At 44.1% G+C, this 21,682-nt stretch carries 17 protein-coding genes; 8 read left to right on the forward strand and 9 right to left on the reverse strand.

Features of this window, described 5'->3' with window-relative positions:
* The 4 genes from QZ998_RS14010 to QZ998_RS14025 all read left to right on the forward strand — a co-directional run.
* Positions 1 to 193 (forward strand): hypothetical protein (locus QZ998_RS14010; protein WP_296561456.1); only part of this gene is annotated, 193 nt, incomplete at its 5' end.
* A gap of 269 nt (positions 194 to 462) precedes the next feature.
* A complete protein-coding gene (locus QZ998_RS14015; RefSeq protein WP_296561457.1) occupies positions 463 to 813 on the forward strand; it encodes a BMC domain-containing protein in 351 nt (116 codons plus the stop codon).
* 4 nt (positions 814 to 817) lie between these two features.
* The gene (locus tag QZ998_RS14020) at positions 818 to 1,285 is read left to right on the forward strand and encodes a EutP/PduV family microcompartment system protein (protein WP_296561459.1); all 468 of its coding nucleotides are present in this window, start codon (positions 818 to 820) and stop codon (positions 1,283 to 1,285) included.
* A gap of 12 nt (positions 1,286 to 1,297) precedes the next feature.
* The gene (locus QZ998_RS14025) at positions 1,298 to 2,554 is read left to right on the forward strand and encodes a phosphotransferase (RefSeq protein ID WP_296561460.1); all 1,257 of its coding nucleotides are present in this window, start codon (positions 1,298 to 1,300) and stop codon (positions 2,552 to 2,554) included.
* A 126-nt stretch (positions 2,555 to 2,680) separates the two neighbouring features.
* Here QZ998_RS14025 and QZ998_RS14030 read toward each other — a convergent pair whose 3' ends face one another.
* The 8 genes from QZ998_RS14030 to hemW all read right to left on the reverse strand — a co-directional run bounded on the left by QZ998_RS14030 (position 2,681) and on the right by hemW (position 11,305).
* On the reverse strand, positions 2,681 to 3,121 hold the full coding sequence (locus tag QZ998_RS14030; RefSeq protein ID WP_296561461.1) for an MOSC domain-containing protein: 441 nt from the start codon (positions 3,119 to 3,121) through the stop codon (positions 2,681 to 2,683).
* 31 nt (positions 3,122 to 3,152) lie between these two features.
* Positions 3,153 to 3,587 (reverse strand): Rrf2 family transcriptional regulator, encoded by a 435-nt coding sequence (locus QZ998_RS14035; protein WP_296561462.1) that lies wholly within the window; start codon positions 3,585 to 3,587, stop codon positions 3,153 to 3,155.
* Positions 3,584 to 4,516 (reverse strand): cysteine synthase A, encoded by a 933-nt coding sequence (cysK, locus tag QZ998_RS14040; protein WP_296561463.1) that lies wholly within the window; start codon positions 4,514 to 4,516, stop codon positions 3,584 to 3,586. The genes QZ998_RS14035 and cysK overlap by 4 nt, the downstream gene beginning before the upstream one ends.
* A gap of 221 nt (positions 4,517 to 4,737) precedes the next feature.
* A complete protein-coding gene (dnaJ, locus tag QZ998_RS14045; RefSeq protein WP_296561464.1) occupies positions 4,738 to 5,910 on the reverse strand; it encodes a molecular chaperone DnaJ in 1,173 nt (390 codons plus the stop codon).
* Positions 5,911 to 6,229: 319 nt separating this feature from the next.
* Positions 6,230 to 8,059: a molecular chaperone DnaK gene (gene dnaK / locus QZ998_RS14050; protein WP_296561465.1), complete on the reverse strand. Its 1,830-nt coding sequence runs from the start codon at positions 8,057 to 8,059 to the stop codon at positions 6,230 to 6,232.
* Between the two features lie 279 nt (positions 8,060 to 8,338).
* Positions 8,339 to 8,929 (reverse strand): nucleotide exchange factor GrpE, encoded by a 591-nt coding sequence (grpE, locus tag QZ998_RS14055; protein ID WP_296561467.1) that lies wholly within the window; start codon positions 8,927 to 8,929, stop codon positions 8,339 to 8,341.
* A gap of 8 nt (positions 8,930 to 8,937) precedes the next feature.
* Positions 8,938 to 9,972 carry a heat-inducible transcriptional repressor HrcA gene (gene hrcA / locus QZ998_RS14060; RefSeq protein ID WP_296561468.1) on the reverse strand — a complete coding sequence of 345 codons (1,035 nt, stop codon included), beginning with the start codon at positions 9,970 to 9,972 and terminating at the stop codon, positions 8,938 to 8,940.
* A 148-nt stretch (positions 9,973 to 10,120) separates the two neighbouring features.
* Complete coding sequence (hemW, locus tag QZ998_RS14065) at positions 10,121 to 11,305, reverse strand: radical SAM family heme chaperone HemW (RefSeq protein WP_296561469.1); 1,185 nt, start codon at positions 11,303 to 11,305, stop codon at positions 10,121 to 10,123.
* A gap of 156 nt (positions 11,306 to 11,461) precedes the next feature.
* Here hemW and QZ998_RS14070 point away from each other — a divergent pair, with 156 nt between their 5' ends.
* From QZ998_RS14070 to QZ998_RS14085, 4 genes are all read left to right on the forward strand, one after another.
* A complete protein-coding gene (locus QZ998_RS14070) occupies positions 11,462 to 12,568 on the forward strand; it encodes a tyrosine-protein phosphatase (RefSeq protein ID WP_296561470.1) in 1,107 nt (368 codons plus the stop codon).
* 92 nt (positions 12,569 to 12,660) lie between these two features.
* Positions 12,661 to 14,004, forward strand: coding sequence for a glutamate-5-semialdehyde dehydrogenase (locus QZ998_RS14075; protein ID WP_296561474.1), 1,344 nt, complete (start codon positions 12,661 to 12,663; stop codon positions 14,002 to 14,004).
* A gap of 210 nt (positions 14,005 to 14,214) precedes the next feature.
* Positions 14,215 to 14,709 (forward strand): hypothetical protein, encoded by a 495-nt coding sequence (locus tag QZ998_RS14080; RefSeq protein ID WP_296561471.1) that lies wholly within the window; start codon positions 14,215 to 14,217, stop codon positions 14,707 to 14,709.
* A 153-nt stretch (positions 14,710 to 14,862) separates the two neighbouring features.
* Positions 14,863 to 17,250, forward strand: coding sequence for an Ig-like domain repeat protein (locus QZ998_RS14085; protein WP_296561472.1), 2,388 nt, complete (start codon positions 14,863 to 14,865; stop codon positions 17,248 to 17,250).
* A 65-nt stretch (positions 17,251 to 17,315) separates the two neighbouring features.
* Here QZ998_RS14085 and QZ998_RS14090 read toward each other — a convergent pair whose 3' ends face one another.
* Positions 17,316 to 21,422, reverse strand: a complete 4,107-nt coding sequence (locus QZ998_RS14090) for a hypothetical protein (protein WP_296561473.1) — start codon at positions 21,420 to 21,422, stop codon at positions 17,316 to 17,318.
* Between the last annotated feature and the right edge of the window lie 260 nt (positions 21,423 to 21,682).

Genomic DNA, 21,682 nt, shown 5'->3' on the forward strand with positions numbered 1-21,682 from the left:
ACAGGTCGAGGTGGAAGATTTCGTTGACGTTGACCAGCGGGAAAGCGAACGCCTGGTTGCCCAGCATCACCATCAGGGCGAACAGGTTGTTAAACCTGTCCGATCCCGCAGCAAACAACAGATTAATAATTGGTCGGTACGGCACAACGTGGATACAGAAATTTTTTGCCGGCTTTCTGTAAAATATCGTTAATGGATGTAACGGCTTCCAGTTTAGTGCTATAATGATCACAGTTAAATAAATACAAACTTTAAAGCAAGTGCTGAACCAGTACCGACAATTGTTACATCATGTTGTGACCTAGAGGTCAGACCCTTTGCATCGGGGCGGACACGGCGTAGCCTGTCCGATCCCGCAGCAAACAACAGATTAACAAGGGTCTGACCCCCTGGTCATTGGTCGGGACGGCGGTTTAAAAATCGCATTCAAATATCAAAAATACACTTAGAAAAGGTGACAAGATGGAAACTGAAAAAAAGAACCGTTCGATACAAGAATACGTTCCTGGTAAACAGGTAACCCTGGCTCATATTATTGCCAAACCTAAAAATGATATCTATATTAAACTGGGTCTGGATGACGAAGCCTCCGATGCCATCGGCATTTTGACCATCACCCCCAGTGAAGCCGCCATTATCGCCGCTGATGCCGCAACCAAAGCCGCCCCGGTCGAAATCGGTTTTCTCGATCGTTTCAGTGGTTCGCTTGTCATCACCGGTCGGGTTAGTGATGTCAAAGCTGCCGTTTCTGAAATCCTCAATACCCTTAACCATATTTTAGGATTCGACATTCCTAAAATCACCTACTCTTAAGTAAATGGCCAGCAATCGAAAACGGGTGGCCCTCATCGGAAAAATTGGCAGCGGCAAAACCACCCTGATGCAACGCTTAAATGAAGAAGAACTTAAGTATTCCAAGACCCAAATGGTCAGTTACTACGACGATTTTATTGACACCCCTGGGGAGTTTATCGAACTCCCGTTTTTTTCACGCCAGGCCATCAATATTACGATGGATGCCGGGCTGGTGATCCTGGTCTGTTCCTGTATGGATTCCCAGAATGCCTTTCCACCGAATTTTATCCATACCTATAATATTCCCTCGATTGGTGTGATCACAAAAACTGACCTGCCCGAATGTAATATTAAACGCAGTCGCAACCTGCTGATCTATGCCGGTGTCAACCCCAAACATATCTATGTGGTCAGTGCCTATAACAGCGAAGGAATCCCCGAGTTAGAAGCTGCTATCCACCATTATATGGAACCACACCGCAATAAATAAGGAAGTGAAAAAATGACCTATGACAGCTATGGCAATTTAACAGTGGCAGGCGTTGCCAGTTATCTTAAAGAAAAGAAGGTCTTTCCTGCCGATGCCGACCTTAGCGTGGTCGATTTGCACGCAGTAAAAGAAAGTATTGAAGGCTTTGTTAACTTAATCTATCATGTTTACGACCAATCCGGGAAATCAGTGATCATGAAACAAATGCTCTCGCTGCCGCGGTTTCGGATCGAGGACGAAAAAAATAATACTGTCGAAGAAACTAATGGCGAAGGCTGGATCCTCGATCTGGGACGGATGCGTTCAGAGATTGCCACCCTAATTTTTTGGAACTCGGTCTATCCCGGCATCAGTCCTGAAATATACCTCTTTGATGAACCCAACCGGATCATTGTCATGGAAGATTTAATGGATTTGAGCCTGCTCCGTTTTGAACTCTGCCGAATGGTTAAACACGGCCATTTTACTGCTAAGATTGGCGCCTTTTTTGCCCGTAATCTTTTTTTCTCATCCAATTTACATTTGACTAATTATAAAAAATCCGAAGTTGAACGGTTTTTTATTAATCCGGAATACACGGCTCTGGCCCCCTTTCTTTTTCGCGAAAGCATCGGTGTTTCCTGGGAGCGGGAGATGGTTTCTGGCACCGACGAAAAACGTGCCCTCCTGGTCGATGATCCTCAGATTCAGGCCGAATTCAAACGTCTGGAAAATAAATTTTTACATGACAAGGAATGTCTAATCCATACTGACCTTCATAGCTCCAACATCATGATCAGCTTTGATGACGTGCGGATCATCGATGGCGAGTTTGCCGGCTTCGGGCCGCTGGCTCAGGATTTTGGCCGACTCACTGGCAGTTTAACCCTGAACTACATTTCCTGGTTTGGCGATGAGTCGCCAACGGCCACCGAAAAGGCCGATTTTCAGGCCTATCTACTGACTACTATCACCGATCTCTATCGCACCTTTCACAACGAATTTCGCCAGCTGGTTGAAACCCACCGTGATGAAAGCTACAGCTTAAAAAGCCTCGATGTCGATGCCTATCTGATCGATCAGCTTCAGAACGCCTTGTCATACACAGGGGTCAATGTCCTATCGCGTTTATCTAACCGCGGCATCTGCTATGATCTGCTGCGGCTTCCGGAATCAAAACGACTGCTTCCCTGTCTCCTGGGCATGGACATTGCCAGGGAAGTGATGCGAAACCATAAAAATTATACCAGCATAAGCGACTATATCCAGTTACTAAAAAACCTGGCTTAACAACGCAAAATACCGCTGTTTTCAGAAATGAAAACAGCGGTATTTTATGTTATTATGTTTTTCTATTTTGCCCGGCTATGCCGTTCTAGCCAACTCTGAATTCACGATTCTGCTAGTTATTAGACCTTATTCGATGACCGTAATGGGGTCACCTTCTTTAATGTAGCCGCCTTCGATCACAGCCGTAAAAACCACTTCATTGGCCAATATACATTTTCCGTCTTGGTCTGCGATTTCACAGCCAAAACATTTCTTGCCAATCTGGGTTATTTCCTGAAGTGTTTCCCCGATCTTCACCCGGCTACCCAGTGGCAGTTTAAACAGTTTGATATCTGCAGTTGTAATATTTTCGTTGAATCTGTCGGTACACAAACCGACCCCATTCATTTCAGCCAGCCGTTTCTTGCTGTCGCGACCGATCAGACAAACCTGCCGCTTGTCGCGACCGCCGTGGCTGTCTCCTTCAAGACCAAAACCCTCTATGAATTGAGCCGGCTGATCCAAGTGAATCCGCTGACCCTTTTTGACACTTTGATAAATGGCTGCTACCTTTCCGACTGGCCTCATCCACTGCCCTCGCTTTCTTTTAAGGTCACTTCTAAATAAAATACTCGCAATTACCTTTTTCATGATACGACTTGACCAAGTCAGCCAAGGTGATATTATCGACCACATTTTCTACTGCATCTTTGATTTGCCGCCAGATATCAACAGTAACACAGCGGTCGGCACGGTCACAGCTACCCGGCTCATCCAAGCAGGCTACCGGAGATAATTCACCTTCCATCAGCCGTAAAATCATCCCAACCGTGTATGCTTCCGGCGGATTGGCCAGTTGGTAACCCCCTTGCGATCCCCGAACACTTCTAACAAAGCCTGCTCGTGAAATCTGGGTGATGATTTGCTCTAAATATTTTTCTGAAATCTCCTGACGCTCAGCAATCCGTTTGATGGGAATATATTCGCCGGTATTGTTAATCGCCAGGTCCAGCATCAGGCGCAGGGCATATCGCCCTTTTGTTGATATTTTCATGACGTATATAACCCCGTTGACAGATAGCGTTCGCCGGTATCCGGCAATAGTACCACGATCGTTTTTCCCTTGTTTTCAGGACGTTTGGCCAGCTCAGTAGCGGCATACAGAGCCGCTCCGGAAGAAATTCCAACTAGCAGACCTTCTTTTTGAGCAACCTCTCTTGCGGTCTTAAAGGCGTTGTCATTACTGACTTTAATAATTTCATCATAAACAGCCGTATTTAAAACCCCTGGGACAAAACCGGCTCCAATTCCCTGAATCTTATGGGGTCCGGGACTACCGCCGGATAGGACCGGTGAAGCCTCCGGTTCAACCGCAATAATTTGAACCCCGGCTTTCTTTTCTTTTAATACTTCACCGACTCCGGTTATGGTTCCTCCGGTGCCAATGCCAGCTACAAAAATATCCACTTGACCATCGGTATCATTCCAGATTTCAATGGCAGTCGTTTGGCGATGAATTTCGGGATTGGCGGGGTTTTCAAACTGTTGCGGCATAAAAGCATTGGGAATGGTTTCTGCCAATTCAGTGGCTTTAGCGATAGCACCCTTCATTCCGGTTGCCCCTGGTGTCAATACCAACTCCGCGCCGAGTGCCGAAAGCAAATTGCGCCGTTCAACACTCATGGTTTCCGGCATTGTTAAAATAATGCGATAACCTTTGGCGGCGGCTACAAAGGCCAGCCCAACCCCAGTGTTACCACTGGTTGGTTCGATAATTACGGTACCTTCTTTGATCAGCCCGGCTTTTTCGCCGGCTTCAATCATCGCAAAACCAATCCGATCCTTGACTGAGGATAGCGGATTAAAATATTCCAGCTTGGCGATTAGCTTGGCTTCCAGCTCCAGGCTTTTTTCGTAGTTCGATAATTCCAATAAGGGTGTATTGCCAATTAAATCGGTTAGATTTTTTGCAATTTTAGACATCTTCTTACCTCACTTTATTCATTAAATTATTAATCAATTATTTTTTTGATTGCATTCTTTAAATCATATCATTTCGATATGATTAGCTAGGTTCATTATATGCCTGATACTTTTCTTTGTCAACTAAAAAATGCCGGATTTCTCCGGCATTTAAAATTTTAAGCATTAATGTAGTACCGACAATTGTTCGGCACGTTAAGTTCTCGATAACCTAAAGACGATCAGGCATCTTTTTTAGGATGACTTTCCTTTTCCTCAGCTTCTACCCGCGACCAGAAACGCTTGCCTTCAGGGTGAGCATCTTCACCGGCAACCTTGGCATACTCATTGAGCGCATGGCGCTGTTCACGATTAAGCTTACGCGGCACTTCCACTTTGATGGTGATAAATTGATCACCGCGACCACGACCATTGACGTTGGGAACGCCTTTTCCTTTTAAGCGGAAAACCTTGCCGTTTTGGGTACCTTCTGGTATTTTAAGCTTGATCTTGCTGTCAATGGTAGGCACCACAATGCTGTCGCCCATGGCTGCCTGAGCATAGGTGATCGGCAGTTCATAGTAAATATCGTCATCGTTTCGTTTAAATAAGGGATCTTCGCGGACACTGATATAGACTAGCAAATCTCCGGTACTGCCATGGTTTGGCCCGGCATTGCCCTGGCCTCTTAGTGGCAGAATCGAGCCGTCGTATACCCCAGCTGGGATTTTGATACTGATGGTGCGTTCCTTGGATTCAAGGCCGGAGCCATGACAGGTGGGACAGGGTTTATCAATGATTTTGCCTTCACCATGGCACTTGTCGCAGGTGTGAACCTGCTGAACCGTTCCAAACGGAGTCTGTTGGCGGACATAAACCTGACCGGCACCGCCGCATTGATCACAGGTTTTTGACGTTGAGCCTTTTTCGGCTCCTGAGCCACCACAGCTTCCACACTCTTCGTTACGTTTGATTTTAATCTTCTTTTCAATACCAAAAACAGCCTCATGGAAAGACAGATTGATATTGATCTTCATATCCGATCCACGGTTGGAACGACGACCGCCACGACCGCCGCCAAATCCGCCGCCGCCGCCAAAGGCACTAAAAATATCGCCAAAGATATCCTCAAAACCGCCAAAGCCACCGCCACTAAAACCGCCACCGCCGTAACCGCCGGCACTGGGGTCTACCCCGGCATGGCCATATTGATCATAACGGGATTTTTTCTCTTCGTCGCTTAAGATTTCATAGGCTTCATTGGCTTCCTTGAATTTTTCTTCAGCAACACTATCCCCCGGATTTTTATCCGGATGGAATTCCATGGCCTTTTTTCGATAGGCTTTTTTTATCTCATCCGGGCTGGAATCTTTACCGACCCCCAGCACCTCATAGTAATCTCTTTTTTCACTCATAAATACTCTCACCTCTTTTGAATCCTAAACGCCAACTAACCAACTATTAATTATACCTTTTTGAAGCAACGTGTCAAAGCCTTTTTTCGTAGAGCGTGGTATTCCCAAAAGTTGGAAACAAACCTTAATATTAGTACCGACAATTGTTACATCATGTTGTACGCATCGGAGCAGACACGGCAGAGCCTGTCCGATTCCGCGGCGAACAACAGATTAACAATTGGTCGGTACGGCACACCAAACCCACTTGGCTCGTTGCCTCCACGAAAAAGAGTGGCAGCCTTGGCTGCCACTGGTTTTTGCCGGTTACAGGCAAATCTTACTCTTTTACTTCCTCATATTCAGCATCGACAACATCATCATCATCGCCTTGATCTGATGAATCTTGCTCGTCAGGAGCTTGCTGAGCCGCTGCTTCTTCATACATTTTCTGAGCTAGTGGATAGAAGGCTTCATTGAGTGCTTCGGTCGCCTTGGTAATGGCTTCGACATCGTCGCCTTCGCTGGCAGTTTTCAGTTCAGTCATTGCTGCTTCAACCTTAGCCTTATCCTCATCTGAAACCTTGCCTTCCATTTCTTTTAATGACTGCTCGGTTTGATAGATGGTTGAATCGGCAATATTTTTCGCTTCAATTAAGGCTTTAATTTTTTTATCTTCTTCTGCGTGTTGTTCTGCTTCTTTAACGGCTTTATCAATTTCATCATCACTCATGTTGGTGGTCGATTTAATCACGACATTTTGAGACTTGCCGGTTCCCATATCCTTAGCCGATACATTAACAATCCCATTGGCATCAATATCAAAGGTTACTTCAATTTGTGGAATACCACGTCGAGCTGATGGAATACCGGTTAATTGGAAGCGTCCCAAGGTTTTGTTATCTTTGGACATTTCTCGTTCACCCTGTAAAACATGGATGTCAACCGCGGTCTGATTATCCGCTGCTGTCGAGAAGGTCTGGCTTTTCTTGGTAGGGATGGTGGTATTTCGGTCGATTAATCGGGTAAACACACCTCCCAGAGTTTCAATACCCAGTGATAATGGGGTTACATCAAGAAGTAATACATCATGGACTTCACCTGCTAATACACCAGCCTGGATAGCCGCTCCGATGGCCACACATTCATCCGGGTTAATGCCTTTATAGGCATCTTCACCAGTAATATTCTTAACCGCATCCTGTACTGACGGTGTTCTTGTCGAACCACCAACCAGAATGACCTTATCCAATTCATTTTTGGAAATTCCGGCATCCTTCATGGCTTTTTCAACTGGTCCAATGGTATTCTTGACCAGGTCTGAGGTTAATTCATCAAATTTTGCTCGGGTCAGTGATAATTCTAAATGCTGAGGACCCTCTGCTGTTGCCGTAATAAAGGGTAAATTAATATCTGATTTCATAACGGTTGATAATTCAATTTTTGCTTTTTCAGCCGCTTCTTTAAGTCTCTGAAGTGCCATTTTATCATTTTTAAGATCAAGTCCGTGGGTTTTCTTAAACTCGGCTGCCATCCAATCGATGATTTTCTGGTCGAAGTCATCACCACCCAGGTGATTATTCCCATTGGTTGACTTAACTTCGAAAACGCCATCGCCCAACTCCAGGATCGAGACATCAAAGGTTCCGCCACCAAGGTCATAGACCATGATCTTGTCATTGGCATCTTTATCTAAACCATAGGCTAAGGCTGCTGCAGTTGGTTCATTGATAATTCTTAGAACTTCCAGTCCGGCAATCCGGCCGGCATCCTTGGTTGCCTGTCTTTGGGCATCACTAAAGTATGCAGGAACGGTAATAACCGCTTTACTAACCGTTTCGCCCAGATAAGCTTCAGCATCGGCTTTTAATTTTTGCAGGATCATCGCTGAAATTTCCTGTGGTGTATAATTTTTATCATCAACTGTTACTTTGCGATCGGTACCCATATCACGTTTAATTGAAGAAATGGTGCGATCCGGATTGGTAACTGCCTGTCGTTTGGCCACCTGTCCAACTAGTCGTTCGCCATCTTTGGCAAAAGCTACTACTGATGGGGTGGTTCTATTTCCTTCTGCGTTAGGGATAACAACGGCTTCACCGCCTTCTAAAACGGCTACACAAGAGTTTGTCGTTCCTAAGTCAATCCCGATAATTTTTTCTTTGCTCATATCTATTTCCTCCTAAGAATGTTTACGATTTTATTTAGTGAATATTATTAAAATGAAAATTGCGAACCGGTGATTTCACCTGCAAATTTTCAATTTTAGACTGTTTTATTTTTTACACTAGTTTCTACATACGTTGAATTAAACTTTTGCAAGTTGAACTGCCAATTGTGCAGTGTGCGGGCGAAGGTCTGACCCCTTGGTCATCACGGATCGCCCCTACGGGACAATATTTTATTCAACTTATATTGCTTTATTCTATTAACTTAATTTACTATGTTTTTATTTGCTGCAAACCTTAACCATCGCTGGCCGGATCACCTTACCCTTAAATTTGTAGCCTTTTTGGAAAACATCAATAATATCCTGGTCTTCCTTTTCGTCATCCGCACCGACCGCCACACCGTGGTGGAGATTCGGATCGAAGGGACCTTCACAAACAATTTCTTCTAGACCTTCTTCTTTAAGGACATCCTTGAGCTGTCTAAAAACCATATCTAATCCGTCAATATAACCCCTGGCTTCCTCGCTGGCATCGGTTAAGGCGGCTTCGGCTCGTTCTAAGTTGTCCATAACTGGCAACAGCTTAGTCGCAAAGTTTTCTGATGCAAACTGATACATTTCTGTTTTTTCTTTTTGACTGCGCTTTTTGAAATTTTCAAAATCAGCCTGAAGTCGAACCAGTCGATTCAAGATAGCCTCATCCTCCTTTACAATCTCTTTCAAAACCTCTTCTGGCGATACCGCTTCGTCAATTTCATCTGTTAATTCCTCGTCAGTTAGCGGTTCGGCTTCATCTATCCGGGTTTTATCATTTTCTTCGATGGTCTCTGTTTTGATTTCTTCTGTTTTGATTCCCTCTTCTTTTATCATATAATCACCTATTTCATTAATAAATTTGAGATATGTAAATTTAACTCATTGCGAATGTAATTAAGCACTGACGATACATTGTCATAGTTCATCCGGGTCGGCCCGATAACCCCAAAGGCACCCATCATCTCCCCATCCAGTTCATAAGTGGAGGTGATAATGCTAAAATCCTTAAGATTTTCATTGTCATTCTCGCTGCCTATTTTGATCCGAATGACCCGATTGCCATCCTTGGATGTCATCATTTCTGACAATACCTGTTTTTCCTGGACAATATTGATCAGTTGTTTGATCTTATTGACATCACTAAATTCCGGATAATTAAAAAGGTTCGTTAGCCCAGTCGAGTGAACTTCTGAGTCATCCTCCATTAAGGCTTTCTTGAGGTGGGGGATAATCTCATGGATCAGCTTACTTTCAGCTGGCGACATTTCCTGAATCTGATCAATCAGCTCCGAACTCATGTCACTGAGAATGGTGTTTTTCAAGAATCCATTGATCACGTTGGAAAGCTTTAGCGCCAGAATCGCGTCAACCTCCTGGGAAAGGGTTACCTCAATATTCTTGGCCATCCCCTCCTGGGTCACTACTACCATAAGTACCCTGTTTTTAATTAAAGAAACAATCTGAACATGCTTGCAATTAAAATTTGTAACCCGAGGTGCCAGAACCACCGCAGTGTAATTGGTTAACTGTGATAGAACCTGCGCCGTATGGGACATCGTTGGCCCCAGTTCGGTATTGTGATCCAAAAATCCGCGATGAATATCGGTTCGGATCATTTTCTCAAGTTTCTGAATCTCCATGATTTCATCCACATAATAGCGATAGGCCTGCTGGGTTGGAATCCGTCCCGAAGAGGTATGGGGTTGAACCAGAAAACCTAATTCCTCAAGATCGGCCATTTCATTACGGATGGTCGCCGGGCTGATGCCCAGGTTACATCTTTTTGAAAGGGTACGGGAGCCAACCGGCTCGGCGGTATTGATGTAATCACGGATGATCACTTCGAGTATTTTCTTTTTACGTGCATTAAGTTCCATGATTCACCTCGTTATTAGCACTCACAATAATCGAGTGCTAACATCTGAATTAAATATAACATCCTGCTCCTACTTTGTCAACTAGTTTCTATAATAGCTTACTCACCTTTTAAAGTTTTCTTAAGATATTTTTTTGATCTGATTTCATCTATAAAAAGGCCATAAATACCTGATTGGCAAAGTCTTGTCCTCGCGGTGTCAGCTTTAAATCCACGCCATCCCATTGCAACAAGCCATCGGCAATCAGCGGCTTGATTACTTCTCCATAAGAGACAAAATAACTCTGACCAAAGCGGGCGATAAAATCAGCCTCCCGAATTCCAGCCAGCTTGCGCAAACCTAAAAACATCCACTCACTCATCATTTCCTGGGCTTCCATCAGCGGCTCTAAACTTCCCGGGGATTCTCCGGCTGTTAATCGATCAATATATTGACTGAGTTTAGTGGTATTGCCGTAACGCCTGCCATTATAGTAACCATGGGCACCCAGGCCAAAGCCCAGATAGCTTGCCAGCTCCCAATATTTAAGATTGTGGCGGCTTTGATAGCCCGGTTTACAGTAACTGGAGATTTCATAGTGCGCGTAGCCCTGTTCCTTTAGAAAAGCATCCACTGCCCAATGCATTTCCCGCTCCTCATCTTCATCCGGCAGATTAAGCTGTCCTGCCTCAACCCAGTTGGCCATTGGAGTGCCTGGCTCTAAAATCAGGCTGTAACAGGACAGATGGGTCGGCGAAAACGCCATTAGCGCTGTCAATGTCTCGATCACATCAAATAACTTCTGACCCGGTAATCCCACCATCACATCGACGCTGATGTTTTCAAAGCCGGTGCTTTTTAAAATCTCCATCGATTTAATAAAGTCCGACTGACTGTGAACCCGACCGAGGATTTTAAGCAGAAAGTCCTGCCAGGCCTGTAGGCCGATACTGATCCGGTTGATCCCCGCTTTTTTGTAATGACTGGCCTTTTCTTTGGTTAAGGTTCCCGGATTAATTTCGATCGTGATCTCAGCCTCATCTTTAATCACAAAGACTTCCCTTAAAAGGAACAGGCTTTTTTCAATATGTTCAGCCGCAACCGAGGATGGGGTGCCACCGCCAAAATAAATCGTGTCAACGACCGGCCTAACCGAATCGATATTCACTGCGGCAAAATTTTTTATTTCTTGATATAGGGCTTTAAAATAATCTGTGATTTTCTCCTCACCCAGACAGGAAAAGGAAGCAAAATCGCAGTAAGCACATTTTTTTAGGCAAAATGGTATATGGCAATAGATTCCCACTGTTTTTTGTGGATTACTGGCATGTTCCTGAATTTTTATGGTATTCATGATTACTCCTCTCATTTTAAAGACTTTTTTTCTTAAGTTTATGCTATAATCATAACATAGTCATCACTTATAATCATTGCATTGTTATTGCCTTGTCATTGCATTATCATTGTATATAAACTAGAAATTAACGAAGTCACAGAAAGGAAATCATCAATGAAAAAAGTAACCACCATCGCTATTATTGCCGGCGCTGTTGCTGCCGTTCCAGCCTATTTTCTGGTGAGAAGGCTGCTCCAAAAAAAACAGCTGGCGCAAACCCCATCGGTTCTTAATGCTAACCTTAAAGCCAATCCGCAAGCTATTTTGACCCAAAGTTCACCAGCTAAAAATCAGTCAGCCACAGAACTTTTCGATCAAGATAAACTGCAAGCAGTCATCTCCGCAGACCTTAATCCGATCAAAACGGATCAAGCAAAAAAGACTTATCCGGGGCTGATTGCGCCAAATGGACGAATCCTGTATAATTTTAAAGATGAAAATAATCTGATCTTCTGCGAAGAAACCCAGCTGGGCAAACGGCTGATCCAACTGGAAAACTCCATCAATATCCGCGACATCGGCGGCTATACCGGAATTGATGGCCGAAAGATAAAATGGCGGAAGGTTATCCGCAGTGAAGAACTGGCTCATCTCTCCGATAAAGACGTGGCCTATTTTGCCGCTTTGCGACTCAAACACGTCTTTGACTTTAGAAATAAATCCAAATCAGAACGGCAGGCCGACCGACTCCCTAAAACCGCCGAGTATCACCTGCTCCCGATTTTTTCAAGCGCCGATATGGAACTGGATCACAAGGATTTCACCAAACCCGGAGCTGTCGATGAATTCATGCGTCACATCTACAAAATCCAGACCGAAGACCGCGCCCAACGCTTTGCCGAAGTGCTTAAGTATTTAACCGAACCATCAGAATTCCCGATTCTTTACCACTGCACCAACGGCAAAGACCGCACCGGCTTTATGACCTATCTGATTTTAAGCCTGTTGGGCGTCAAGGAGGAGGTAATCCTGTCCGATTATACCCTCACCAACCTGACCTTTGATGAAAGCTTTAACCTACTGGGCAATATCATGTCCGAGGAACTGGGCATCGAAAATTACCACCTCTGGGAATTTTACGGGGTTAAGCCGGCCTGGTTAAAGATTTCAATGGATTATGTCAATAGCAATTTTGGAAATGTCGAAAGCTATTTAATGGAAAAAACCGATTTGCGGGAGAAAGATTTTAAGAAGATCCGCGATAATTTGTTAGCCAAGTAATTGTGGTGGTATGGATGATCACCGATGACCAAAGCCTCAGACCATCGCCTTTGAACCGCAGCAAACCGCGATATGACAAACGAAACGTCCCCATGTCATACGCCCGGAAACCCAATCCAAATTTTAAGGAGGACACGCCCATGCAAATGGAACAATTGGGAAAAATTGCCCGAGAGGCCGGTATTTTACTGGCCGCCACCGATACTAGAAAACGCAACGCTGGCCTGCTCGCGATTGCCAAAGCGCTGCAAGAAAACACCGACGCCATTGTCGCCGCCAACCAGGCAGACATGAAACGCTCAAAGGAAGAGCAACTGGGAGCTCCGCTGCTCAAGCGCCTGACCTTTGATGCGGACAAAATTAATGACGTGATCCAGGGTATTCACAGTCTAATTGAACTAAGTGATCCACTAGGAGCTACCAAGCTCTCAACCCAGCTGGACGAAGGTCTGGATCTCTACAAGGTCACCTGTCCAATCGGGGTGATTGGGGTTATTTTTGAATCTCGACCTGATGCCTTTGTGCAGATTTCGACTCTTTGCCTGAAAAGCGGCAATGCCGTGCTCTTAAAAGGCGGTCGCGAAGCACTGGAAACCAATCGGATCCTGGCCAAAATTATTGATCAAGCTACCGCTTCGGTGGGTCTACCTGCTAATTGGATCCAAAATCTGGAAACCCGCGAAGACGTCACCGCCATGCTGGCGCTAGATCAGTACATTGATCTGATCATTCCCCGGGGTTCGAATAGCTTTGTTCAATATATTATGAACAATTCCAATATCCCGGTAATGGGTCACGCCGATGGCATCTGCCATGTTTATGTCCATGAGGACGCTGATCTGGCGCAAGCTGTCGCGATTATTGTGGATTCCAAAACCCAGTACGTGGCGGCCTGCAATACCTTAGAAACGCTGCTGGTTAATCAGAACATTGCGGAAGCACTACTGCCATCACTTAAAACCGCACTGGAAGCAAAGGGTGTTCATATTAAGGGCGACACCGCCACCCAGGCGATTATCGCAGTGGAAGCAGCCACTGAAATCGACTGGAAAACCGAATATCTGGATTATATCCTATCGATAAAAATTGTTCCTGATCTGGCTGCCGCGATTAATCACATTAACACCTACGGGTCTGGCCACACCGATGTGATTTTAACTACTACCGAAGCGACCGCCCAAACCTTTATGACCCTAGTCGATTCCGCCGGAGTTTTTTGGAACTGCTCGACCCGTTTCAGCGACGGTTTCCGTTTCGGCTTTGGCGCTGAGGTGGGAATCAGCACCGGTAAGCTCCATGCCCGCGGCCCGGTGGGGCTCGATGGGCTGCTGAGTTATAAATTTAAGTTGCTGGGACACGGCCAATGCGTGGCCGATTATGCCAGTGGCAAGAGTCAGTTTACCCATGTGAACCAGGACACCAGCTGCCCGATATGATGTAGGTTAGCGTGCGGGCGGGTACTAACCGCCCCTACGAACTCATGCGTTACGCTGGTTTGAATTTTTTACTACGCTGCTAACTTGGGTCGTTGCGGCGAGGATCTGACTCCTTGGTCATTCTCAATCGGCCGCCAATAACATGACAAACGAAACGTCCCCATGTCATAAAACGTCCCCATGTCATATACAATTAAAGAGAGGTATCCTATGAAATCAAAAAAACTTATCTTAGCCAGCTTGATTCTAGTTTCCCTGACTGCCCTTCTTTTTACTGGCTGCACACCTGCTGCCGAGAAAAAAGATGATTCCAAGACTGAGATTCCTAACCCGATGGTGGAATATGCTTCAAGTGAAGCAATCAAGGACGCGATCGGCTTTAGCTTTGAAAGCTTACCCGCTGGGATTACAGATGTCAAGTATTTTACGATCGCTGACAACCTCGCTCAGGCTGACTTTGCCCTGGGTGGCGTCAGCTACACGGTTCGAAAGGCTGACCCCGAGGTGGAGAATTGGTCTGGGGTTTATCGCGCGTTTGACAATGGCCAGACAAAAACCAATCTTTCCGGAGCTGAGGTATTATTCCAGTATGACGACGGAGCCGGTTTGGCTACCTGGAGCACCGAAAACTACAATTTTTCGGTTTACTGCGCCGAGGGGTTTGATTTGGCGGGGATGGAAGCAATTGTCGATGCGGTATCCTAACCGCTCTCATTGCGATCAACTAAAAGAGCTGCCAAAGTCTAATTCTTTGGCAGCTCTTTTTATTTTACTATTTTTTTGTCACAGCGCCTGCCACATCTTGAAATTCTCAGCCCTTCCAGTTACAATATATTATAAAATGAAGGGGGATAAGAAATGCAAAAATTACTAAAAAGTGGAATCAGGTTGTTAATTATTATGATCTTAGTCAGCTTAATCCCAGTATCGGTATCGGCAGAGGGGCTGGTTCCCGAAAAAAAGATTGAAATGGCAGGTTTTGAAGCTATTGAGGCCAGCACAATATACCACGGCGATGCGATTTATTCTGATGTGCTTTCATCGACCTTTTTCCGGTGGAAGAGTACTATTATGACTTATCTTATCGATAATCATGATCGTAGCAAAACTGTTGTTGAGGCAAACGAAAAAAGAAAAATAATAACGCTAGCCGATTATGACGTTGACAATCAACTAATCTCTGAAAAAGTCATTGATTTTGAATTGCCAATCTTTGGTGCTTTTTATCATGGTGAGCAATATAACTATATTGCCTTTGGCCAGGAGAACCGTGAAGAAAACAACGCCAAAGAAGTCATTCGGATTGTCCGATATGACAAAAACTTCAACCGGATTGACAGTGTCTCAATTACCGGAGGCGACAGTTTTACAATAATCCCCTTCGCTTTTGCCTGCGGCAGAATGAGTGAGCATGGCAACGAACTGGTTCTGCACACCTCACGGCAGCGATATATAACCTCTGATGGGTTAAACCATCAGTCTCAGCTGACCATCATTGTTGATACCCAAACGATGACAGTAACAAATGACCTGGGACAATTCCAGGCCAATCATGTCAGCCATTCCTTTGACCAATATGTTCAATTTGACGGCAATGACCATGTATTAATTGATCACGGTGATGGCTATCCCCGGTCAATTGTTCTCAATAAAGAATCAGGCAGCACATATTCTGAAGTCGACCTATTTAATATTCCGGGACGTATTGGGGCAGTTTGTACCGGTGTTTCGGTTGGCGGGTTTGAAATCTCTGCCAATTATTACATCGTCGCTATGAATACCATTGATCATTCAAAGGTGACGGAGTATACATCTTATGAAATGATCGGTTTGGATCGGGACCAACGGGATATTTTACTTTGTCTTTTACCCAAAAACAGCCTTAACAGTGCCGATGTCAAACAAATCACCCTGGCAAACTATGTCGATACCGATAAGATTGGCTCGGTTCCTAAATTGGTGAAAATTACTGATGATAAGCTCATGGTTTTGTGGCAGGAATTCAGTATTATCGACGAATACAACACTCAAACAGGAGATCTAAAATATGTTTTAATCGATGGCAATGGAAAGCGTAGTAGCGACGTTCAGTCCATCTCAGGGTTTAAGCTGGGCGAAAGTGATCCCCAATTAATTGACAATGAGGTGATCTGGTGCACCCACGAAGAAGGTTTTAGAAAGCTTTATGCCGTCCCCCTGTCCGGCTCCCCCAAAATAAGTGTTTCATCATTCACCACCGATAAAGAATCCGGCCAAATTGCAGGCACACCAATTGCTTTAACTGCCAGTGCCATCGGCGGCAGCGGTTCCTATCAATATAAATTTTACTATCAAAATGAATCACAGACATCTGTTATTCAGGATTTTTCAAGTGCCGCCACCGCTAACTTCATCCCGGAAACTGCCGGCAGCTATATCCTATTGGTGGATGTAAAAGATCGCTCCGGAAAAACGGCTACCAAAAGCATCGCTGATTTTCAGATAATCGATGCCCCTAAACCCATTGTTAAACAATTTGAAGCCGATAAGGCATCCGGACAATTTCCCAAAACAAGCATTCAACTCCGTGCTGAAGGCAGTGATGGTAAAGCCCCTTATGAATATAAGTTCTATTACCAATATGGTGCTGAGACCACCACCATACAGAACTTTTCGGCCGCCAATACGGCCGACTTCAAACCAACACAGGCTGGAATATATGGGCTCACAGTTGAAATAAAAGATTCCCGCGGCAATATCGCCACCAAAACGATTGATAATTATCAGATTCTAAAACCAGAACAAGATATTTCGACCCATTATAGCACCCACGTTCAAAACGTCGGCTGGCAAGACTGGGCTCAAAACGGAGCAGTTAGTGGAACCTTTGGAGAAGGGTTACGGCTTGAAGGCGTCCGGATCTATTTAATTTCAAAGTCAAACTATAATTTGAGTGTATCCTATAGCACCCATATTCAGAATATTGGTTGGCAGGAACCTCAAAACGCTGGTTTTATCAGCGGAACAACAGGAAAGGGTTTGCGCTTAGAAGCGATTAAAATAAATCTAAGCGGCTTAGATTCAGATCTGTTTGATGTCTACTACCAGGTTCATGCTGAAAATTTCGGCTGGCTGGATTGGGCTAAAAATGGTGAAGAATCGGGTACTGCCGGCTTTGGCTACCGTTTAGAAGGGCTTCGAATTCTGGTTGTCCCAAAAGGTGATCCCGCTCCCGGCAAAACCGCCAGACCATTTGTGAATAACTGAAAAAAACAACGAACCGGATAACGGTTCGTTGTTTTTTTATGCTTTGTCAGCTTTTTCTTAAAAAGCTAAGGTGTTGAGATTGATGTAATTTCAAACGGATCGCCAATACTTACAGAACCATCATTTTTCTTTAATGCAATCGTATATTGCTTTGTCAGTCCAAAATAGGTCTCAATAGGGTTCGCCGTTGATGGTTTTATAATAACCGTATCAGTATCCCCTATATCGTCTGTTGATGTAGCTCTGACAATCATATTGGGATCCTCAGCGACTACTTCTAACTTGTTACTGTCGCTGACTGTAACGCTAAACTTAGTTGGATCATAACAATCAGCGGCTACCAGCCATGGTGCTGTTACACTGAACTTACCTTTATGAGTAGTTTGATCAGCCATTATGACTTCAAAAGCATTTTCCAGACTTGTTTTTGCCGCTGCTTTAGTATCGGTAACATAGGTATTCGCTGCCGCAACGGTAGCCGTTGCCTGTGAGTTGTTTACCGCCGCTGTTGTCAGGTTTTCTAGTGCTGTTTTTAAGGCTGCGGTTGTTGCCGGGGTAATGCCAGCTTCAAATCCAGTCTTAGCTGTTGTGGCAGCGGTATGTGCGGTTTTGATTGTGCTAGCAGCGTTATAACGTAGGTCGGCGGCTGTTTTTCTGGCATCAAAGACAGTTCCTCCGGAAACATTTTTATAAGCTGTTATTTTAGCTTCGGCTTCAGTTTTTGCTGATGTTGCATCATTCTGATTGGCACCTATTAAAAAATCTACCGTCGCTGCCGATTTTGTTTCATAATCACTAAGGGCTGTCTCCGCAGCCTCGGCGGCACTGGCTTCTGGTGTTTTTACAAGTGCCCCTCTTAATTTTTCAAGTTCGCCACCTGCTAAATCGTATTCTGTTTGCGTATTCTTCTCGACACTATAGCCGGTTATATAGCTATTGTAAGCTGTTTCATAAGGTTCCCAGGTGCTTTTTGTGTAAAGAGCACTTTGGGCTTTTGCAATTAAAAACTGCTCAACTGCGTTCCCAAACTTGGTTCCAAGACCGATCTGCGGTTTTTCCTTTAAGAATTGTTGTGCTGCTGCCAGTTGTTTGGCAGCTTCTAAAACAACAGTGCTAGTCTTAATCTTGATCGGCTCCGCCATTAGTGTATTCTCAATATTATTGTACACCGAAAGGTAAGCCGATAAGCTTGATTTTGTGTACTTCGCTGCCGCTGCTTCCTGATCGGTTATTTCTTTTAAGGGTACTTTTGCAACCTCGGTATAATAAGGTGTCATATCAATAATTGTTTTAACCGCATTCTTAGCGGTGAGAATATTCCTGGTCGCCGTGTTTATCTTATCTGCATCAGCACTGATATATTCGGCATTAGGAACGCCTTTTCCGGTGTTGTCAAAATTGGCATACATTTTTACAACGGTACTATAAAAGTCCCAAGATTGATAATAACTATGCTGCGGATAATTTGCACCGCAATAGTCGATATACCTTTGTGTAATCTCACCATTTCCTTTGGCATTTTTTGTTTGCAGATCAAAACTGTATAAAGAAATCGCCTTCATAAATTCATCAAATCGACCAACCGGTATCAGCTTGGTTTGGGCTGCTGTTATGGCCGCTATCGCTGCTTCAATTTCGAGCTTACTGTTTTCTTTATTGACAATATTAGCCGGTAATTTTATCACAATCTCGTAATCAACCCAGGATTCGGCCGTATAATCGGCTTTCTTGGCACTGCTTTTTAGACTTTCGTAGGCGGCATAGGCATCGTGCGCTATCAAACCGTCGACATTTAAAGCACCCCAGGCTGTTTGAATAGCAGTAATGGCAGCAGCGATTTTTTCAGCACTATCCTCTGCTGTTACTCTATTGGCAGTAACAACTTTTTCATAGGTACTCCACGGTACTTTACGATAATCGATCTTCTTCTTAGCATTTTCTGCGACCAAATTCAGATAAACCTGATACTCTGCAGCTATCGGAACTAATTCTAACTGGGCATCCGTGATCGCTTGAATCGATTTTGAAATCAGTTCCTGAGCATCCTCTGTTGTGCGTTTATTGGCATTTACAACCTTTTCGTATACCTTCCATGAAGTCGTTGTTGATGTTGCTTTAAGTGCTTCACCCTGGGCTAACAACTTTTGATATTCGGTCAAATCGCCTTTTAAGATCAGGCTATTTTGAGCCGCTGATATCGTCTCAATCGCCTTGTCTATTTCTGCTTGAGAATTATCGCCGGTAACGATAGTTCTTCTGACAATCGCCTGATAAGCTGTCCATGACTTAATCGTATATAGATCCTGTTCTTGTGCTTTGACATCAATAAGTGCCCGATAAGCGGTTAAATCTCCGCGTTTGATAAGCAGTTTTTGAGCCTCCAAAATCTTTGCCGTTGAAGTATTGATAACCGCTTGCGTATCATCATAGGTGCGGATATTTGTATCTAATACTTTTTTATAAACTGCCCAGCTTTTGCTGGTGTATTCACTTTCCTTACAGGCCTCTCTGGCGGCCATATATTTGGTTAAATCACCTCTAAGCACCAGTTTTCTTTGAGCTTCCGCAATTTTTAAGATTGCTGCATCAATAGCAATCTGTCCACTGGTCGGTGTCACATAATTATCATTAATTACCTTTTGATATACCTCCCATGATTTTGTTGTATAATCAGTCCGCTTCACGCTTAGTAAAAGTTCATCGTATTCGGCCATAACACCAACCCGAACAAGCATTTTCTGAGCCGCAATGATTGCTTCTGTTGCCGCATCAACCTCAGCCTGAGTATGATTTTTAGTGACAATAATCGCCTGTACAACTTTCTGATACTCCAGCCAGGATGCTGTTGTGTAATCGCTTTTAGCGGCAACACTAAGTGCCGCCTGATAAGCAATTAAGTTACTGGCCTTAATCATTTCTTTTTGGGCTGCTTCGATATTTTTAATGGCTTCTTCAATTTCGCTCTGCGTATTATTCAGATCAACTATATTCTGACTGACAATGATCTCATAAATGGCCCAACTGACATCTGTGTAAGCTTCTTGCTTGACTGCTTCTAACAGCGCATTATAGGCACTGAAATCATATTTTCTGACCATTCTCTTTTGGGCTTCAATCACCTTCTGGGTAGCCGCATCGACCTCGGTTTGGCTACTGTTTTCTGTCACAACAATGCTTAACAGCGTTCGCTGATAAACCAGCCAACTATCAGCCGTATAATCGGGTTCTCGGACAGCAGCCAGGGCTTCTTGGTATCTTGTGAAGTCAACCTTTCTTTGCAGCATTTTTTGTGCTTCAAGAATATTCGCCGTTGCTTTGTCAATTTCTTTTTGGGTATTTAATTGGCTCACCACGTTAGCATCCAACACTTTTTGGTATTCAAGCCAGCTTTCTTCGGTGTATTCGGACTTAACTGCTGCCGAAAGTACGGCCTTATAACGGGTCAGGTTCTTTCCTTTAACAAGGTTTTTTTGAGCTTTTACGATCTTCCCGGTGGCAATTTTTATTTTTTCGGGAGGATCTGAGATCTTCATAAGATTGGCTTCAACAATGCTCCGATAGACCACCCAGGATTCCGGGGTGTAATCAGCTTCCTCAACTGTTTCTAAAACCGCCTGATATTCTAAAAAAGCATCATTTTCCTGAACCAGTTTGATGCGGATGCTTTCCAGCCGCAATCCCTCACCGCTACTCCCTGCGCTTTCGCCACTTTTAAACCAGGTTGAATCATCCAACTGGTCCTTAAGCCACCCTTTATTCTGGACATGAACATTGTATTTCAAGGTGTAGCCTGGCATATTTTTCAGCTCAAGTTTTATACTCTCGAGGCGCAGCGATTGACCTGAAGTGCCCGCTGATGTTCCCATGGCAAAAGGACCTAAGCCACCTTTGTTTTGGACATGAACCGAAGTTTCGATTGTTGCGCCTTGAGGAAGTGACCCCGTTAATTCAATTTGAAGTGCTTCCAGTCTCTTCCCTAAATTGACAGTCCCTGAAAGATCGCCGTCAGTTACCCAGTTTGTTTCCCAGCCAAAATCCTGTACGTGTGTTTTATATCGTACCCCAGCCACTGCTGAGGCATTAATGATATTCTCATTCGCCATCCCCAGCGCAGGCATAACTGTCGACATTAATAACACCATCGTTAAAAGTACGCTAATTTTTCTCTTCATTTAAATATCCCCCTTGAAATCTAAATCTGTTGCTAAAATCTATGAGTAAAAATAATGTCTTAAATTGTAGTTGAAAATGAAATTATATTTTGAACTATTGCTATTATATACTATATTATCGGTTTTTACATATAATATTTTAGTCTTTTTGCATGCGATTTTTAAAATCTGCCGATAATAAAAAGCTCTGCCGAATTATTTAACAATCCAGCAGAGCTTAAACCAAAACGGAGAAGTGACTATTATAAAGCTACCGTCTT

This window comes from uncultured Acetobacterium sp. (assembly GCF_927416815.1).
Taxonomy (GTDB): Bacteria; Bacillota; Clostridia; order Eubacteriales; family Eubacteriaceae; genus Acetobacterium.

What these genes read in the sequence shown, in the direction of transcription:
- QZ998_RS14090 (WP_296561473.1), bottom strand. Translation starts at nt 21,422, where the DNA reads ATGAAGAGAAAAATTAGCGTACTTTTAACGATGGTGTTATTAATGTCG.
- QZ998_RS14020 (WP_296561459.1), top strand. Translation starts at nt 818, where the DNA reads ATGGCCAGCAATCGAAAACGGGTGGCCCTCATCGGAAAAATTGGCAGC.
- cysK (WP_296561463.1), bottom strand. Translation starts at nt 4,516, where the DNA reads ATGTCTAAAATTGCAAAAAATCTAACCGATTTAATTGGCAATACACCC.
- dnaJ (WP_296561464.1), bottom strand. Translation starts at nt 5,910, where the DNA reads ATGAGTGAAAAAAGAGATTACTATGAGGTGCTGGGGGTCGGTAAAGAT.
- QZ998_RS14015 (WP_296561457.1), top strand. Translation starts at nt 463, where the DNA reads ATGGAAACTGAAAAAAAGAACCGTTCGATACAAGAATACGTTCCTGGT.
- QZ998_RS14080 (WP_296561471.1), top strand. Translation starts at nt 14,215, where the DNA reads ATGAAATCAAAAAAACTTATCTTAGCCAGCTTGATTCTAGTTTCCCTG.
- hemW (WP_296561469.1), bottom strand. Translation starts at nt 11,305, where the DNA reads ATGAATACCATAAAAATTCAGGAACATGCCAGTAATCCACAAAAAACA.
- QZ998_RS14035 (WP_296561462.1), bottom strand. Translation starts at nt 3,587, where the DNA reads ATGAAAATATCAACAAAAGGGCGATATGCCCTGCGCCTGATGCTGGAC.
- QZ998_RS14070 (WP_296561470.1), top strand. Translation starts at nt 11,462, where the DNA reads ATGAAAAAAGTAACCACCATCGCTATTATTGCCGGCGCTGTTGCTGCC.
- QZ998_RS14075 (WP_296561474.1), top strand. Translation starts at nt 12,661, where the DNA reads ATGTCATACGCCCGGAAACCCAATCCAAATTTTAAGGAGGACACGCCC.
- hrcA (WP_296561468.1), bottom strand. Translation starts at nt 9,972, where the DNA reads ATGGAACTTAATGCACGTAAAAAGAAAATACTCGAAGTGATCATCCGT.
- QZ998_RS14085 (WP_296561472.1), top strand. Translation starts at nt 14,863, where the DNA reads ATGCAAAAATTACTAAAAAGTGGAATCAGGTTGTTAATTATTATGATC.
- QZ998_RS14025 (WP_296561460.1), top strand. Translation starts at nt 1,298, where the DNA reads ATGACCTATGACAGCTATGGCAATTTAACAGTGGCAGGCGTTGCCAGT.
- QZ998_RS14030 (WP_296561461.1), bottom strand. Translation starts at nt 3,121, where the DNA reads ATGAGGCCAGTCGGAAAGGTAGCAGCCATTTATCAAAGTGTCAAAAAG.
- grpE (WP_296561467.1), bottom strand. Translation starts at nt 8,929, where the DNA reads ATGATAAAAGAAGAGGGAATCAAAACAGAAGAAATCAAAACAGAGACC.
- dnaK (WP_296561465.1), bottom strand. Translation starts at nt 8,059, where the DNA reads ATGAGCAAAGAAAAAATTATCGGGATTGACTTAGGAACGACAAACTCT.